This is a genomic window from Martinezella sp. CNPSo 3795, assembly GCF_057784475.1.
Window position 1 is genome coordinate 119,783 of sequence record NZ_JBXSOQ010000005.1, and the last position, 16,024, is coordinate 135,806.

Annotated in this window: 16 protein-coding genes and 1 tRNA gene; 8 read left to right on the forward strand and 9 right to left on the reverse strand. The window is 60.4% G+C overall.

Features of this window, described 5'->3' with window-relative positions; translation table 11 throughout:
- Positions 1-415: 415 nt before the first annotated feature.
- Entirely contained in the window at positions 416-943 is a 528-nt protein-coding gene (locus AC13QY_RS16200) for a GcrA family cell cycle regulator (RefSeq protein ID WP_113332019.1), read from the forward strand.
- 89 nt (positions 944-1,032) lie between these two features.
- Here the strand turns inward: AC13QY_RS16200 and phoB are convergent, their stop codons facing one another.
- The 7 genes from phoB to phoR form a co-directional block, all read right to left on the reverse strand.
- Positions 1,033-1,716 (reverse strand): phosphate regulon transcriptional regulator PhoB, encoded by a 684-nt coding sequence (phoB, locus tag AC13QY_RS16205; protein WP_004128368.1) that lies wholly within the window; start codon positions 1,714-1,716, stop codon positions 1,033-1,035.
- A 31-nt stretch (positions 1,717-1,747) separates the two neighbouring features.
- The gene (gene phoU, locus AC13QY_RS16210; protein ID WP_015338719.1) at positions 1,748-2,461 is read right to left on the reverse strand and encodes a phosphate signaling complex protein PhoU; all 714 of its coding nucleotides are present in this window, start codon (positions 2,459-2,461) and stop codon (positions 1,748-1,750) included.
- Positions 2,462-2,511: 50 nt separating this feature from the next.
- The gene (pstB, locus tag AC13QY_RS16215) at positions 2,512-3,327 is read right to left on the reverse strand and encodes a phosphate ABC transporter ATP-binding protein PstB (protein WP_113332018.1); all 816 of its coding nucleotides are present in this window, start codon (positions 3,325-3,327) and stop codon (positions 2,512-2,514) included.
- A 15-nt stretch (positions 3,328-3,342) separates the two neighbouring features.
- Positions 3,343-4,677, reverse strand: a complete 1,335-nt coding sequence (gene pstA, locus AC13QY_RS16220) for a phosphate ABC transporter permease PstA (RefSeq protein ID WP_371864868.1) — start codon at positions 4,675-4,677, stop codon at positions 3,343-3,345.
- Positions 4,674-6,155, reverse strand: coding sequence for a phosphate ABC transporter permease subunit PstC (gene pstC / locus AC13QY_RS16225; protein ID WP_145633434.1), 1,482 nt, complete (start codon positions 6,153-6,155; stop codon positions 4,674-4,676). The genes pstA and pstC overlap by 4 nt, the downstream gene beginning before the upstream one ends.
- Before the next feature lie 62 nt (positions 6,156-6,217).
- Positions 6,218-7,252, reverse strand: a complete 1,035-nt coding sequence (locus tag AC13QY_RS16230) for a substrate-binding domain-containing protein (protein WP_113390036.1) — start codon at positions 7,250-7,252, stop codon at positions 6,218-6,220.
- 184 nt (positions 7,253-7,436) lie between these two features.
- Positions 7,437-8,693 carry a phosphate regulon sensor histidine kinase PhoR gene (phoR, locus tag AC13QY_RS16235; RefSeq protein ID WP_145633438.1) on the reverse strand — a complete coding sequence of 419 codons (1,257 nt, stop codon included), beginning with the start codon at positions 8,691-8,693 and terminating at the stop codon, positions 7,437-7,439.
- Positions 8,694-8,936: 243 nt separating this feature from the next.
- On the opposite strand from phoR, the gene ppk2 reads away from it, so the two are divergent.
- Positions 8,937-9,818, forward strand: coding sequence for a polyphosphate kinase 2 (ppk2, locus tag AC13QY_RS16240; RefSeq protein WP_113332014.1), 882 nt, complete (start codon positions 8,937-8,939; stop codon positions 9,816-9,818).
- Between the two features lie 24 nt (positions 9,819-9,842).
- Here ppk2 and AC13QY_RS16245 read toward each other — a convergent pair whose 3' ends face one another.
- Positions 9,843-11,090 (reverse strand): serine/threonine-protein kinase, encoded by a 1,248-nt coding sequence (locus tag AC13QY_RS16245; protein WP_488493661.1) that lies wholly within the window; start codon positions 11,088-11,090, stop codon positions 9,843-9,845.
- A 387-nt stretch (positions 11,091-11,477) separates the two neighbouring features.
- Here AC13QY_RS16245 and AC13QY_RS16250 point away from each other — a divergent pair, with 387 nt between their 5' ends.
- The 4 genes from AC13QY_RS16250 (at position 11,478) to AC13QY_RS16265 (ending at position 13,498) form a co-directional block, all read left to right on the forward strand.
- Positions 11,478-12,437, forward strand: coding sequence for an NAD(P)H-dependent flavin oxidoreductase (locus AC13QY_RS16250; RefSeq protein WP_269244451.1), 960 nt, complete (start codon positions 11,478-11,480; stop codon positions 12,435-12,437).
- Between the two features lie 137 nt (positions 12,438-12,574).
- Positions 12,575-12,650, forward strand: a tRNA-Thr gene (locus AC13QY_RS16255).
- A gap of 275 nt (positions 12,651-12,925) precedes the next feature.
- Positions 12,926-13,174 (forward strand): DUF982 domain-containing protein, encoded by a 249-nt coding sequence (locus AC13QY_RS16260; RefSeq protein WP_162746365.1) that lies wholly within the window; start codon positions 12,926-12,928, stop codon positions 13,172-13,174.
- Positions 13,175-13,246: 72 nt separating this feature from the next.
- Positions 13,247-13,498 (forward strand): DUF982 domain-containing protein, encoded by a 252-nt coding sequence (locus tag AC13QY_RS16265; RefSeq protein WP_069611230.1) that lies wholly within the window; start codon positions 13,247-13,249, stop codon positions 13,496-13,498.
- A gap of 229 nt (positions 13,499-13,727) precedes the next feature.
- On the opposite strand, the gene AC13QY_RS16270 is transcribed toward AC13QY_RS16265, so the two are convergent.
- Positions 13,728-14,333 (reverse strand): class I SAM-dependent methyltransferase, encoded by a 606-nt coding sequence (locus AC13QY_RS16270; protein WP_069611385.1) that lies wholly within the window; start codon positions 14,331-14,333, stop codon positions 13,728-13,730.
- Positions 14,334-14,635: 302 nt separating this feature from the next.
- Here AC13QY_RS16270 and AC13QY_RS16275 point away from each other — a divergent pair, with 302 nt between their 5' ends.
- Both AC13QY_RS16275 and AC13QY_RS16280 read left to right on the forward strand, forming a co-directional pair.
- Positions 14,636-15,514: a glycosyltransferase family 2 protein gene (locus AC13QY_RS16275; RefSeq protein ID WP_488493662.1), complete on the forward strand. Its 879-nt coding sequence runs from the start codon at positions 14,636-14,638 to the stop codon at positions 15,512-15,514.
- A 152-nt stretch (positions 15,515-15,666) separates the two neighbouring features.
- Positions 15,667-15,966: a putative quinol monooxygenase gene (locus AC13QY_RS16280; RefSeq protein ID WP_113332009.1), complete on the forward strand. Its 300-nt coding sequence runs from the start codon at positions 15,667-15,669 to the stop codon at positions 15,964-15,966.
- Positions 15,967-16,024 lie beyond the last annotated feature (58 nt).

Sequence of the window (16,024 nt, forward strand, 5' to 3'; positions counted from 1 at the left end):
TCCTGATCACAACTTTAAGGACCGATCGCTTCGATTTGATGAAACGGGTCCGAAAAAATCAAAAATGCCGCCTTGCGGCGGCCCGGGCACTATTGATGTTTTGCATCGCGATGTCAACAAAACTGGCGTTTTAGCAGGTGCGAGATAGCGCTTGCGGGCAAAAGAGATAGGTTCGGCGGCGCCTATTGCAGAAATGCCACGCCTAGGCAGCAAGTTGGGGAAAACCTCGAAATCGATTCCTCAAGATTCTCGCGACTCTTGTCACGGAGTCAGCCTCACACTAGGTTAAAAAGCAATTGCTAGACTGCATGCGGCGGAACTAGTCACCACAATTTTAGAGCGTTTCGCGCCTCGTTCCCATGCGAGGCAATGGTGAGGGATTCTGCCATCGGAAACGCGACAGCGGAGACAGGGCATGAATTGGACAGACGAACGCGTCGAGAAGCTGAAAAAGCTATGGTCCGAAGGGTTGAGCGCCAGCCAGATCGCTGCGCAGCTCGGTGGCGTGAGCCGTAATGCCGTTATCGGCAAGGTGCACCGCCTGAACCTTCCTGGCCGAGCGAAGGCGGGCGGCACGGCAACCGCGACGCGCACGCCAAAGCGCAGTGCCGCGGCTCCCCGCGCAACGACCTACGGCTCGCGCGTCGCTACCCGCACCGTGGTCGCCCGCCAGCAGGGTGCAACCATGCTGAAGGAAGAGATCGAGATAGATTCCGTCAATGAAATTCAGTATCGCCCGGCATCGAACGTCGTCGTTCCGATCTCCCGCCGCCTCGGCCTGACGGAGCTGACGGAACGCACCTGCAAATGGCCGGTCGGGGACCCGCTGAAGGACGACTTCCACTTCTGCGGCAATGACAGCCCGGATTCGTCCCCCTACTGCACCTATCATCAGCGCATGGCCTACCAGCCGGTGCATGACCGCCGTCGCAACAACGGCTGAAAGTTACCGCAAGACAAAGAGAAACGGGCCCCTCGAGGCCCGTTTTTCTATTTCCGCCGCTATTTAGTAACACCCGAGCGGCGAGCCGCTCAGGCTTCCATGGAATAGCCCGCGCCGCGAACGGTGCGGATGACATCCTGCATATTGGAGAAATTGAGCGCCTTGCGCAGACGGCCGACATGGACGTCGACCGTGCGTTCATCGACGTAGATATCGTGCCCCCATACGCCATCGAGCAGCTGCGAACGCGAGAAGACGCGGCCTGGCGAGGACATCAGGAACTCCAGCAGGCGGAATTCTGTCGGCCCCAGCCGGACTTCGCGGCTCTTGCGGTGGACGCGATGGGTTTCGCGGTCCAGCTCGATATCGCCGCAACGCAGCACCGTGGAGAGAACCTCCGGGCGGGCGCGCCGCAGCATCGCCTTGACGCGGGCCATCAGCTCCGGCGTCGAGAACGGCTTGACGACGTAATCGTCCGCGCCGGTCGAAAGTCCGCGCACGCGCTCGCTTTCCTCGCCGCGAGCCGTCAGCATGATGATCGGCAAGCGCTCCGTCTCCGGCCGCATACGCAGCCGGCGGCAGAGCTCGATGCCGGACACGCCGGGGAGCATCCAGTCGAGGATCAGGAGATCGGGGATGCGCTCCTGGAGACGCAGCTCGGCCTCATCACCTCTGAGGATCGTGTCGACCTCGAAGCCTTCGGCCTCAAGATTGTAGCGCAGCAGAACGCTAAGCGCTTCCTCGTCTTCTACAACAGCAACTCTCGGAACCATGCGCCTATGGTCTCCTTTCTTCGCTTCCAGATTATTCCGTCACTGCGCCGACGGTGTTGGCGGTATCGTCCTTCGGGCGCTCGCCTTCCGGCTGAGCACCGGTCGCCATGTAATAGATCGTCTCGGCGATGTTGGTGGCATGGTCGCCGATGCGCTCGATGTTCTTGGCGCAGAAGAGAAGATGCGTGCAGGTGGTGATGTTGCGCGGATCTTCCATCATGTAGGTCAGCATCTCGCGGAAGAGCGAGGTGTACATGGCGTCGATTTCCTCGTCGCGTTCGCGGATCGACACGGCTTTGTCCGGCGAGCGGGTGGCGTAGACATCAAGAACTTCCTTGAGCTGGCTCAGTGCCAGTTCGGAGAGGTGTTCGATGCCACGAGCGAGACGACGCGGCACGCCCGTGCCCTGAACGGCGATGACGCGCTTTGCGGTATTCTTGCCGAGATCACCGACGCGCTCCAGATCGGAGGCGATGCGGATCGAGCCCATGATTTCGCGCAGGTCCGCTGCCATCGGCTGACGACGAGCGATGGTGACGATCGCCTTGTCACCAACTTCGCGCTCGGCATGGTCGAGAACGACGTCGTCGGAGATGACCTTCTGGGCCAGGGCCGCGTCGCTGTTGACGAGAGCGCGTACGCTGTCGCTAACCATCTGCTCGGCCAGGCCGCCCATTTCGGCAATGCGGCGCGTCAGAAACTTCAGGTCTTCGTCATAGGCAGAGAGAATGTGAGTGGAGACCATTTTTCTATCCTCAAGTGAACTGTGTGAAAGGAGCCGCGCGCCTGCCATCATCAACCAAAACGGCCCATGATGTAATCCTGCGTGCGGAAATCGTCGGGATTGGTGAACATCTTATCGGTGTCGTTCTCCTCGACCAGGTGGCCGAGATGGAACATTGCGGTACGCTGCGAGACACGAGCGGCCTGCTGCATGGAATGCGTCACGATGACGATGGTGAAATTCTCCCGAAGCTCGTGGATGAGATCCTCGACCTTGGCGGTTGCGATCGGATCGAGCGCAGAGCACGGCTCGTCCATCAGGATCACCTCCGGGCTGACCGCAACGGCGCGCGCGATGCAGAGGCGCTGCTGCTGGCCGCCCGACAGGCTCGTGCCGGCGTCATGGAGCCGATCCTTCACCTCACCCCAGAGACCGGCCTTCTGCAGACTGGTTTCGACGATATGCTCGAGATCGGCCTTCGAGCGATGCAGGCCATGGATGCGCGGGCCGTAGGCGACATTCTCGTAGATCGACTTCGGAAACGGGTTGGGCTTCTGGAAGACCATGCCGACGCGGGCGCGCAATTCCACGACGTCGATGCTGTCGTCGTAGACATCCTGATCGTCGAGCGTGATCTTGCCGGTGACGCGGCAGGTCTCGATCGTATCGTTCATGCGGTTGAGGCAGCGCAGGAAGGTGGACTTGCCACAGCCGGAAGGGCCGATCAGAGCCGTGACCGTATTGGCGCGGATCTTCAGATTGACGTCGAAGAGCGCCCGCTTGTCGCCGTAGAACACAGAAACGTCCTGGCCGATCATCTTGTAAGGGATCGTCGTCATCTTCTTGGCCAAGGCTCTTTCGCTGGCAGCTTCCGTCATCATGTTCATTTCGTGCGCCCTCCCTTACCAGCGCCGCTCGAAGCGGCGGCGCAGCAGGATGGCGCCGATGTTCATCGCGACGAGGAAGAAGAGGAGCACGATGATGGCGCCGGACGTCCTTTCGACGAAGGCCCGCTCGGCTTCGCTCGCCCACATGTAGATCTGCACCGGCAGCGCCGTCGAGGGATCGAGCGGCGATGCCGGATAATTGGCAACGAAGGCGACCATGCCGATCAGAAGCAGTGGCGCGGTCTCTCCGAGCGCATGGGCAAGCCCTAGGATCGTGCCCGTCAGAATGCCAGGCATCGCGAGCGGCAGAACATGATGGAAGACCATCTGCATGCGCGATGCGCCAAGACCGAGCGCTGCGCTGCGGATCGACGGCGGCACTGCACGCAAGGCGGAGCGCGTGGCGATGATGATCATCGGCAGCGTCATCAGGCTCAGTACAAGGCCGCCGACCAGCGACGCCGAGCGCGGCAGCCCCATCATGTTGATGAAGACCGAGAGACCCAGCAGGCCATAGACGATCGAGGGGACAGCAGCGAGATTGTTGATGTTGACCTCGATCAGATCCGTCAGCCGGTTCTTCGGTGCGAACTCTTCCAGATAGATCGAGGCGGCAACGCCGACCGGCAAGGCAAGTACGAGAACGGTCAGCATCAGGTAGAGCGAGCCGATCAGCGCGACACCAAGCCCGGCGGCTTCCGGCCGGCTCGAATTGCCCGACAGAAAGAGACCGCTGTTGAAGGCCTTATGAAGCGCGCCGCTTTCGCTGAGTTGCTTCATCCATGCGACCTGGCGGTTGGAAATCTTGCGATCCTTCTCGCTGACGGTCAGATCGATCTGCCCCTTGTTGGCGGAATCGATGTTGGCGCTGGCCCGGAATGTGACGCTCTGTGTCGTCCCTATGATAGAGGGGTTGGCAACGACTCTGTCGCGCAACACGATCCTGGCGCTGTCCGACACCATCGCCATCGCCTCGCGTACAAGCGTGCGATTGGCCGGATCGATGCCAAGCGCTTTCACCAACGCATCGCGCACCAGTACGGGGTAATTGGCAGCGATCAGCACCTTCGGATCGTTCATGCGCTTACCCGTCGGGTCGATTACCTTCTCGGTGAATTCGATCGGCAAGGTGATCGAAGTCTGGACAAAGGCGGTATAACCAGTGCGGACCACGGTCGAGACCAGGATGATAAGGAAGACGAGACCGAAGATGACGGCGGTCATCCCATAGGCGCGAAAGCGACGCTCGGCGGCATAGCGCCGCTTGATGCCGATATCTCGGTGCACAGACGCACCCGGCGTCAGACCGCGCGGCATGTTGAGCTGAGAGGAAGATACGACGCCGCTCATTCGTATTGCTCCCTGTATCGACGGACAATGTAGAGCGCATAGACGTTGAGGCACAGCGTCAGGCAGAACAGCGTGATGCCGAGGGCGAAGGCGACGAGCGTCTGCGGCGAGGTGAATTCCAGATCGCCGGTCAGCTGATTGACGATCTTCACCGTGACCGTCGTCATCGGCTCGAAGGGATCGAGCTGCATGCGCGCGGCAACGCCTGCGGCCAGCACCACGATCATGGTTTCGCCGATCGCCCGCGACGCGGTCATCAGCAGCGCGCCGACGATGCCGGGAAGAGCGGCCGGCAGCAGGACGCGCTTGACCGTTTCCGAGCGGGTGGCGCCGAGGCCGAGCGAGCCGTCGCGCAGCGACCGCGGCACGGCCATGATGATATCGTCCGACAGCGAGGAGACGTAAGGGATGAGCATAACGCCCATGACGAAGCCAGCCGTCAAAACGCTCTGCGCCTCGATGAAGCTTCTGTAGTTTCCGGTCATAAGCCCGTCGATCTCGGCGGAGATATCGCGCAGGAAGGGGCCGACTGTGACAAGGGCGAAGAAGCCGTAGACGATCGTTGGAATGCCGGCCAGAACCTCCAGCATCGGCTTGGCGATGGAGCGAACGCGAGCCGAGGCATATTCGGCCATGTAGATCGCGGCGAACAGGCCGATAGGCACGGCAAAGAGCATGGCGACGAAGCCGATATAGACCGTACCTGCCAGGAGCGGGATCAGACCGAAGGTGCCCGAGGTCTGCGCGCCGGCGCCGGTGAAGCGCGGGTCCCAGACGGTACCGAAGAAGAACTCGCTGGCCGGCACCATACTGAAGAAACGCGCCGCTTCCGAAAGCATGGAAACGACGATGCCGACCGTTGTCAGCACCGCGATGGAGGAGGCAACGATCAGGGCTCCGAGGATGACTTGCTCGACCCGGTTGCGGGCGCGAAAACGCGGCGCAATCGCGTGAAGGCCATGGGCCGCGCAAAGCAACGACAGGACGATCGCCGCCGCCGCCATGACCATGCGGCTCAATTCGCGCATGCCATTATATCTATTCGCGGCCTCGATCATGTAGCCCGTGGGGCGTACGGCGAGTGGAACGCCCTTCTGCGCCAGCAGCAACTGAAGATCGGCCTTGCCGCCATCGACATCGGCAAGCTCCTGGCTATCGAGCATGCGCATGCCGCGGGCGATGCTGCGCACCATGCCGTAGCTGAGATTGAGCTCAGCCGGCGGCAGAGACTGAACCTCCTCGGGAAAGGATTTGGTCACCAGGCGGTCGATGACGATGGGACTGACGATCAGCCAGGCGCAGATGAGCGCCAGGGGCGGAAGTACCGCCCATATGGCGGCATAGGCACCGTGATAGCCGAGCCGGGAATGCATGGACGAAGACCTGCCGCCCGACAGCGCGGCCGCCCTCACCCGCCCCAGCACGAAAGCGGAGGCGCCGAAGACCGACAAGCAGAGCAGCAGCAGCGATACACTCATTCCCATTCCCCGGCGAACCCCGGGGCAGCGGAAAGCCGCACCGGTGCCCGACCCTTCAGCAGTCACATGATCTTCCCGCCCGCGAAGTCCTTGCGGATCTGGTCGCGCTCAGCATCCGGCGCCGGCACGAGGCCATATTCCGCCAGCGGGCCGTCCGGTCCGATCATCTGATCGCTCGTGAAGAAATCGACATATTCCTTGAGCCCCGGGACGACACCCAGATGGGCTTTCTTGACGTAGAAGAACAGCGGTCGCGATACCGGATAGGTGCCATCGGCGATCGTCTGGCCCGAGGGTACGATGCCGCTGACGGTGGCGACCTTCAGCTTGTCGGCGTTGTTCTGGAAGAAATACAGGCCGAACACACCGATGCCATGCTTGTTGGCATTAATGCGGGCCAAGGTCTCGGGATAGTCGCCATCGATATCGACTGCGGCGCCATCCTTGCGCACGGCAATGCATTTCTTCGCCTGCTGAGCGGCATCCGAGAATGCTGCCTTGATGACATCGGCCGCGCCGGAAGCCTTGCAGCCGGCAGCAAGCACCTTCTCTTCGAAAACTTCGCGCGTGCCATGCTTCTCGCCCGGAATATAGGCGGCGATTTCAAAATCCGGCAGCGATGGATTGATCTCAGACCACTTCTTATAAGGATTGGCGACGAGCTTGCCGTCGACGACGACCTCGGCAGCAAGCGCCTTGTAGAGATCGACCGGTTCGAACCTGATATCCGGATTGCTCTTGTCGAAGGCAAAGACGATGCCGTCATAGCCGATCTTGACCTGCTGGATGTCAGCGACACCGGCAGCCTTGCAGGCTGCGACTTCGCTGTCCTTGATCGGACGAGAGGAATTGGCAATGTCGATCGAATCCGTTCCCACACCCTTGCAGAATTCCTTCAGGCCGGCTCCGGAGCCGCCGGACTCGACCACCGGGGTCTTGAAGTTGGTGAAGGTCTCGCCGAAAGTTTCGGCCACGATCTTGGCATATGGGAATACGGTCGATGAACCGGCGATCTGAATTTGATCGCGAGCGGTTGCAGTGCCGGCAAGGGCAACCGATGCAACCAGCGCAAGAATGGATATTTTCAAAGCATTCACAACGAATCCCCCTGATGAGCTTTGAAGAGCGCCGAGGTGGAGGCCACATCCACTTTTTCAGCAGTCCATTCTTACTGGCGAAAACACCGCCCTTTTATGTCAGGCGAGTGAAACAATTATGACAGGCTATATGCCTGATATAATTTGGATAAATCGCCACCTAAACCGGGGCAGGTAGAGCTTGTCAGAAGCGAACCGTAAAGTCGGTTCCCTTTCCGACTTCCGACTTGACGATCAGTCTGGCGCGATGGCGGGTCAGAATGTGCTTGACGATGGCAAGCCCGAGACCGGTTCCCTTCTTGGACCGGCTATCCTCAACGTTAACGCGATAGAAGCGCTCGGTCAGGCGCGGCACATGTTCTGCGGGTATCCCCGGCCCCTTGTCCGAGACGACGACCTCGACGGCCTGGCCGGCACCGTTCAGCAGCGAAACCTCGACCGACTTGCCTTCCTGGCCGTATTTGCAGGCATTCTCGATCAGGTTTTCGAAGACCTGCACCAGCTCGTCGCGATCGCCCAATACTTCCACCTTGCCCGCCGGCAAATGCAGATTGATGCTGACATCGAGATCACCGGCCAGCGGCAACAGGGAGTCTCGCACGTGGCCGAGCAGGGGCACCAGATCCACCTTCTGATCCGGCGCGATATGCGACTTCAGCTCCAGGCGCGACAGCGACAGGAGGTCGTCGACCAGCCTGCTCATGCGCGTCGTCTGATCGAGCATGATGCCGAGGAAACGCTGCTGCGCCTTCGGATCGGCTTTGGCAGGTCCCTGGATCGTCTCGATGAAGCCTCGCAGCGACGCCAGCGGCGTGCGCAATTCGTGGCTGGCATTGGCGACGAAATCGGATCGCATGCGGTCGATGTGGCGCAGCTCCGATATGTCGCGGAAGGAGAGCAGGAAGAGCGCATCTTCCTGCCTGTCGATCTCCGGCAGATCAATCGGCGCGATGCGGACGACATAGACCCGTTCCGAAGGCAGGCGCTCGGAGTGCTCGATCTGGTTCGGCGTATTGGTCGCGATGGTCTCGCGCACCATGTCGAGCAGACCCGGCGAGCGCAGCTTGGAGGAAATATGTGCGCCGATCGGAAAGGCACCGAAGGCTTTTTCGACGGCCATGTTCTGCACCAGCACCGATGCCTCTCGGTCGATGATCAGCACTGGCATATCGAGTGCTGCCAGTCCTGCAAAGGCGGTGCGGAGCAGGGCTTGCGCATCAACGGACGGAGTCTCGGCCTGCGACGGAACCTCGACCCGCTCGACGAGCGGCGGGCGAAGCAGTGTGACGATCATGACAATCGCCCAGATCCAGAATACGGCGCCGGTATTGATGCCTTCAAACAGGGCGAGTGCGGCAATCAGCGTCGCCAGAACCAGGATGGCGCTCTCCTGCCGCAGCCGAACTGCCAACCTCCTGACAAATGACCATTCGTCTTCCAACTGCGCCGTCCTTCGCCTGCCATCATGGAACGCTGGATTCCGCGTCTTATCTGCGATTCATGACAGAAGTATTCGGCTCTATCCACAGAAGCCAGTAACTGACAAAAATAAATGTAGCCGGCAAAGGAGGGTAGCCGTAAAGGGCTTGAAACTATTGAACAAAAGCTCCAGTTTCCTGGCCAAGCTTTTTTACCGCTGCCAGCGGTAGGGTTAACGCCGTGTAAACAGCCGAGGAGCCGACATATGGGGGAGAAGACAGAAAGCCGGGCAGTAGAGTTGGATATCCATGGCATCAAGCGCATATTCGATGTCGATGACCCCGTGCTCCCAAGCTGGATCGAAGACGAGGCGCTGACCTCGGGCGGCTATCCCTACAAGAAGAAGCTGAAGGAAGACGAATATCTCGACGAGCTGAAAGCGCTGCAGATCGAACTCATCAAGGTGCAGTTCTGGCTGCAGGCGACCGGCAAGCGAGTGATGGCGCTCTTCGAGGGGCGTGACGCCGCCGGCAAAGGAGGCTCGATCGCCGCGACGTCAGCCCATATGAACCCCCGTCTGGCGCGCGTGGTGGCGCTGACGAAGCCGACCGATCGCGAGGCCGGCCAATGGTATTTCCAGCGCTATGTCGCCCAGTTCCCGACGGCGGGCGAATTCGTGCTCTTCGACCGCTCATGGTACAACCGCGCTGGCGTCGAACCGGTCATGGGCTTCTGCACGCCGCAGCAATACGAGCAGTTCCTAAAGCAGGCCCCAAGGATGGAAAAGCTCATCGTCCAGGACGACATCTACTTCTTCAAATTCTATCTCGATATCGGCCGGGAGATGCAGCTGAAGCGCTTCCACGACCGGCGCCACGATCCGCGCGCCGTCTGGAAACTCTCCTCGATGGATATCGCCGCCCTGCCGAAATGGAAGGACTATAGCGAGAAGCGCGACCGCATGCTGAAGGATACGCATACGGACCACGCACCCTGGACTGTCCTCCGCGCCAACGACAAGCGGCGCGCACGCCTAAATCTTATCCGTCACATTCTGCTGACGCTCGACTATGACGGCAAGGACAAGGAAGCCATCGGCAAGGTCGACGACAAGATTCTCGGCATGGGATCGGATATCCTTGCCTGACGAGGTCGAGGCATCGCCCCGGGGTTATTGCCCGGGCAGGACGCGGATGGCGTAGATATTGATGCCGCGGGCCTTGCCATCGACATCGCTGTTGATGATGAGGCGTCCCGAACCCGTCGGCGCCATGGCGCGATCGAACTTGACCTGGAACAACGAATCCGTTTTTTGCCGGCTGACGGTGAAACGGTGCCGGCCGCAACGACCGAGAGAACCGAAATCGCACTCCACGGTGATCTGCGTCGGCGCATCCGAGGTGGACTGCAATGTCAGCGCGACCGTCGAAGCCTTGCCGGCCATCTGCTGCAACACATTGACGGGCACCTCGACCGAGCCACTGCCGTCCGGACCGCTGCTAAGCGAGGTCAGCCTCACGGCCGGCCCTTCGTTTTCCGATACATTCTCGGCCTTCGATTGCGAGCCGGTCGTCACCTTCGGCGCGTCGGTGGGCTTCAATACCTCCAACCATTCCGCGGAGAAGCTGTTCTGCGGATCGATGGTCGCAAGGCCCGGATTGACCGGACCGCTATTGTCGTCCTGGTCCGAGGTATCGTCATCGTTGCTGTTGCCGCTGAAATCCTGCGAATCGACATGCGCCGGCGGATTGGGCACACTCGTATCCCTCTGGGATGCAGACATGAGCAAGCCCGAGGTCTTGATCCACCAGGCACCGACGCCGAGGAAGGCCAGCAGAATGCAGAAGACGAGCAGGCGCGAGAAGAACTTGCGCGGCTTGCGGCGCACGGCCGCCCGCTCCGGCTTGAAATTCATCGACCGCGGCGGCGGCGCATCAGCCGTCGGACGCACATCACTGTCCGCCCCGAGATGATCGGCCGGGCCGGCGCGCATATCGCCGAAATCGTCTTCACGTGCCGCCAGCTCGGTCGAGGTCGGCTCGGGCGGAACGGCCGGGCCTGCCGACGTTGGCGGATCACGTGTTTCTCCGCGCACGCTCATGACAGGCTCCTGCGGTCGTGCCGCTGCCTGCCTTGCATCGGACCTGGGTACGGAAGGAGAAACATGCGGAGCATCCAGCTCCGGTGAAACCGGCATCGCCTGCATGGGGCGGGCGCGTTCGTCGGCCTCAATCTCGCGGATCGTCGCCTCCAGACGCTGACGCTGGGCTGCAATGACGTTGATATCGGTAATGTCCTGCTTGCGAAGGCCGGCTTCCAGAGCCTGACGCGCCGATTGATAGATGCGAGCGCGAATTTCCGGATTGGCGCGATCAGACCGATCCAAGGCGCTTCTGATAGCCGTTTCTAATCCGCTCACATCCGATCCTTTACGCTCACTCGCAACATACGCGCATACTCTACCGATAAGGCAGCCATATTTTCATCATCCGTTAACCGGATTCGGTAACGCCCCGTTTTGCAATACGCAAGCCTCCGGCATGGGCTAAGGGCACTCGGGCGGGGATAAACGGCAAAGACGACGCAAATGGGGTGGAGGTGAGGCAGTGGGCAGTAGGCAGTAGGCAGTAGGCAGTAGGCAGTAGGCGAAGGTATCGGACCGGGGCGGTCAAGCGCTATTACTGTTGCCTGTTGCCTATTGCCTATTGCCTACTGCCTTTCCCTGCCTCTTCCACCCTCTTCCCCTCTCGATAGACATCTGCTATCCCTTTTGACGTTTTCGTAAACGTCAAAAGGGATGATGTTCATGGCCCTCCCCTCCATCCTGACCGAGCGTCTGCGCCTGCCGGTTGTGGCTTCGCCGCTTTTCATTATCTCGCACCCCGCTTTGACGCTCGCGCAATGCAAGGCCGGCGTTGTCGGCTCCTTTCCGGCGCTGAACGCACGTCCGGAAAGCCAGCTCGACGAATGGCTTGCCATGATCACAGAGGATCTTGCCGCACACAATGCCGCAAATCCGGACCGTCCGGCAGCTCCATTTGCGGTCAATCAGATCGTCCATACGTCGAACAAACGCCTCGAGCACGATCTGATGCTTTGCGTGAAATACAAGGTGCCGATCGTCATTTCCTCGCTCGGCGCCGTGCCCGAGGTGAACGCCGCCGTGCATTCCTATGGCGGCATCGTACTGCATGACATCATCAACAACCGGCATGCCAATTCGGCGATCCGCAAGGGTGCGGACGGGCTGATTGCCGTCGCTGCCGGCGCCGGCGGCCATGCCGGCCAGCTTTCGCCCTTCGCGCTGGTGCAGGAAATCCGCGAATGGTTCGATGGGCCGCTGCTCCTGGCCGGCGCCATCGCCACCGGCGGCGCCGTCCTGGCCGCCCAGGCGTCCGGCGCCGATCTTGCCTATATCGGCTCGCCGTTCATCGCGACGGAGGAGGCCCGTGCGGTTGACGCCTACAAGCAGGCGATCGTCGAAGGTTCCGCCGCCGATATCGTCTATTCCAATTATTTCACCGGCGTTCTTGGGAATTATCTGAAGCCCTCCATTCGCGCCGCCGGCCTCGATCCGGACAATTTGCCAGAGGCCGATCCTTCCAAGATGGATTTCGAGGCCGCCACGACCGGCGTGAAGGCCTGGAAGGATATCTGGGGGGCCGGCCAAGGTATCGGCGCCGTCAAATCCATCCAGCCCGTATCCGCCCTCGTCGACAGGCTTGAGAGAGAATACCGACAGGCGCGCGCCCGACTGGCACTTTGATCGGACGCGAAAGGCGGTATTTTTTCACAAGCATCTCGCTTTTTTGCCAATTGGCAATTTGAGCGCTTGAAATCTCGCCACATAGACTGTATCAGCGCCATGCAAATCGCGGGGCCGAACCGAATGCTCCGCAGAATGCCGCTTTAGCTCAGTCGGTAGAGCACATCATTCGTAATGATGGGGTCACGTGTTCGAGTCACGTAAGCGGCACCACTTATCCTGTCTGCCCCGAATACCCTCAACTCTATTCCAGGCATCGCCAGTCCTCAGCAAGTTCGCCCGCGCCGTCGACCAAATTTGCCGCGAGAAGTATCGATCCTGGCGTGATTGGTCAGCGCCCCACTCAGGCGCGATTTTGCTGATATCGCAGGCGTGCGGGCGAAGATTGATCACATATGCCTCAAAGCGGCCGGCGGATTAAGAAAGTTAAATGCGCGCCCAGTGGCAAAAGGGCCAAAACAGCCTCTGCCTTGACGGAGTCTGCTATCATGAACATCGTGCCGCACTTCTCTCCCATCCGCGTCATTCGCAACGGTTCCGGTGAAGCGAAGTCCGTAGGCTCGGCCGAGGAAGTCTGGAAGACGCTTCTCGATGACTGGCCTTCGGAGGAAGGCGACTGCTTTCTGTCGGCATTGCTCATCTGCATCGACGTCCAGCGCGGCTGGCGAGCGCCTGAGGAAGCGCGCGTCGCCTTCATTGCCGCAGCGGCCGAAGCGGGAGTTCCCTTGCTGTCGTGACGGCGCGGATCCGGCCGACGGGGCTGCGGAACATTCCAGCCAACGGCACGTTGACCGCGGAAGGAGAAACTCATGGCCCAATGGTGGAGCAAACCCGTAATCGTCGAGACCCGCAAAACGGGCGACCGGCTGGTGATATCGAATGCGGAACGCGCCATGGAATACATGGCGAAGGAGTGGCCGACGCTCGAGGACGGGCAAGCCTACAGAACCGCCAGAAAAGCGCTGCTGGACGCGCATGAGGGTAAGCTTGACGCGGAGAAAGCCAGGGAGGCCTTCATCGCGGCTTTGCAGGAAGGCGACATCTTTATTTTCGAGGATTGAGCCTGCATCGGCCCATGATCGGCCGGTCGGCCGCTGCAATCATCTCATGTCAGGCGCCGAACGGCAGCGGCCTTATTGAGCCCGCATCGGCGACGGGGGTGCCTGCCGATCATAGGCCATGACACCCAAAGCGCGGCGCGATCTTTCAGATTCGCTTTTCGCGCTTCAGATCTTTGATTTTGCGCATGTCATTGTCGCAAAACCGCTGCGCATTTTTACGCGACATGCTTCAAAGCCGTTTCAGCGAGAACGAAAAATGCCCGTGGGATTCCAAGGTCATGTATTCGAACTGCCAATGGAAATCCTTGCAGAACTTGGTGCAGGCTTCGACCACGCCATATGGAATGGCATCGACGACATTGCCGGTGCAGAAGTCGTGGCCGGCAATGCGGCCGTCCTGCTTGACCTTGAAGTGGCTGATCTGCAGTTCCTCCAGAGTCGTCTCGTAGCTGTGATTGGTGTCGACATAGACCCAATCGAAAAAGCTGTTGGGAAATTCAGAAAGCCGGACGGTGGAGTAGCCCTGGACGATGCGCAGGCGGCCTTGATCCAATGCGCCGCGGAATTTTGACCTGATCTGCTCCAGGCCCTCCTGATAGCGGGGCGTATCCCACGCGTCGATCAGGTAAAGCTCTCGCGGCGCGTTCTTTTCAAAAATCTCGGCGGTGAAATCGCCGAAAGCCGCGCCGATCTCGGCGCAGACGCCGCCATGCGGCAGGCGGTGCAGCAGCTCGCCGCGATCGGGCAGCAGTCGGGCATTTTCCATGTGATGCAGGCCGAGCTGCGTATGCGGCATGCCGCTCTTGTACTGAAATCTCGAGTCGCGCGTTTGCATTTGGCAGCGGATACCTTCGATATTGGCTGAAGGGCAGATCGCATGGACGACCTGCTTCTGGACCGTGGGTGCTGTAAGTCTTGGCATTCATGGCTTGCGTCAGGCATTCGAGCCGATCGCAAATGCCGGCCCGCGAGACGGCCCCCTCTTTCGAAACGCTCCATCGACGGCTGTAAATGGGTCGGCCGCCGGCAACGAAACAGCTTTCGCGCGCAATCCGTTGAATGCATGCGATTAGCACAACCAAAGATTCAGCTTTTGGTGGTTCCGTGCGCCTTAGGATCATATTCTGGGGATGCATCATGAAAATTGCCGTTGGCGTGGCGACATGCGGTCGCAAGGCGATTCTGAGGGCGATGATCGAGAGGCTTGCCGGACAGGCGCGCAAGCCGGATCATCTCTTCCTGTGCCCGGTCAAGAGTGACGACATCGACACGGAACGCTTAGGTTCTGCGCCTTTTCCGGTGACGATCGTCTCCTCACCGCAGGGAAGCTGCCCGCAGCGCAATGCCATCATCGATGCGGCCGTCGGCATGGATGTGGTCGTATTCTTCGATGACGATTTCTTCCCGGCAACGAACTATCTCGCAGAAACGGAAGCCCTGTTCGAGGCGGATGAGGAGATCGTCGTGGCGACCGGCGAAGTCGTCCGCGACGGTATCCTTGGACCGGGCCTGACGGCGGACGAGGCGGACGAGGCGCTCGCAGCCGATGCCACTCCCTTTCCGGCGCCAACGATCGAGGACACGCACAACGCCTATGGCTGCAACATGATTTTCCGCCGGAAGCAGATGCTCGCAAACGGCATCTATTTCGACGAGGATCTGCCGCTCTATGCCTGGCAGGAGGATGTGGATCTGTGCCGGCGGCTGCGTCCTTTCGGCAAGATCGTCAAGTTCAATCGCCTGCGCGGCGTCCATCTCGGGGTCAAGGCCGGGCGCACATCGGGCCTGCGCCTCGGATACTCCCAGGTCGCCAATCCGCTCTATCTCGTCAAGAAGCGCTCGGTCTCGCTGAAATGGGCGCTGAAGCTGATGGGCGGCAATATCGCCTCGAATGTTGTCGGCTCCGTCAACCCACCGCCCTATGTCGACCGGCGCGGCCGCCTGCAGGGCAATCTCCTCGCGGTCGGCCATCTGCTGAGCGGATCGCTCGATCCCAAATACATCAATCGGATGTGAACGCCGCGATCCAGCAAGAATCTCATGCGCGATAAAAATTGAAGTTCGGCGTTCGGATGAACCTGTTCCGTGGTAATGGTTGAAACCGGCCGCACATCCGGTGGCGTCCGTTATTCTCCATCCGTATTGAACATCGCTTCAAGGACATCTCCATGATTCACGTACTCGCCATCCTCACCGCCCATCCCGGCAAGCGCGCCGAAGTGCTCGAAGCGTTCCAAGCGAATGTTCCGGCCGTCCACGCCGAAGACGGCTGCATCGAATATACCGCCGTCGTGGATGTCGAAGGGGCCGATCCGGCCTTTGGGCCTGACACCTTCGTCGTGGTCGAGAAATGGGAAAGCCTGGCGGCGCTGAGGGCGCATGCCGCTTCCGCGCATATGGCCGCCTACGGCGAGAAGGTGAAGCATCTGATGGCCGATCGCGCCGTTCACGTCCTGAACCCGGCGTGAACCTGTCGCTGCCGGACAGCTTCTGATGTCATCATGAAACGGCGCCCCGGAGGCGCCG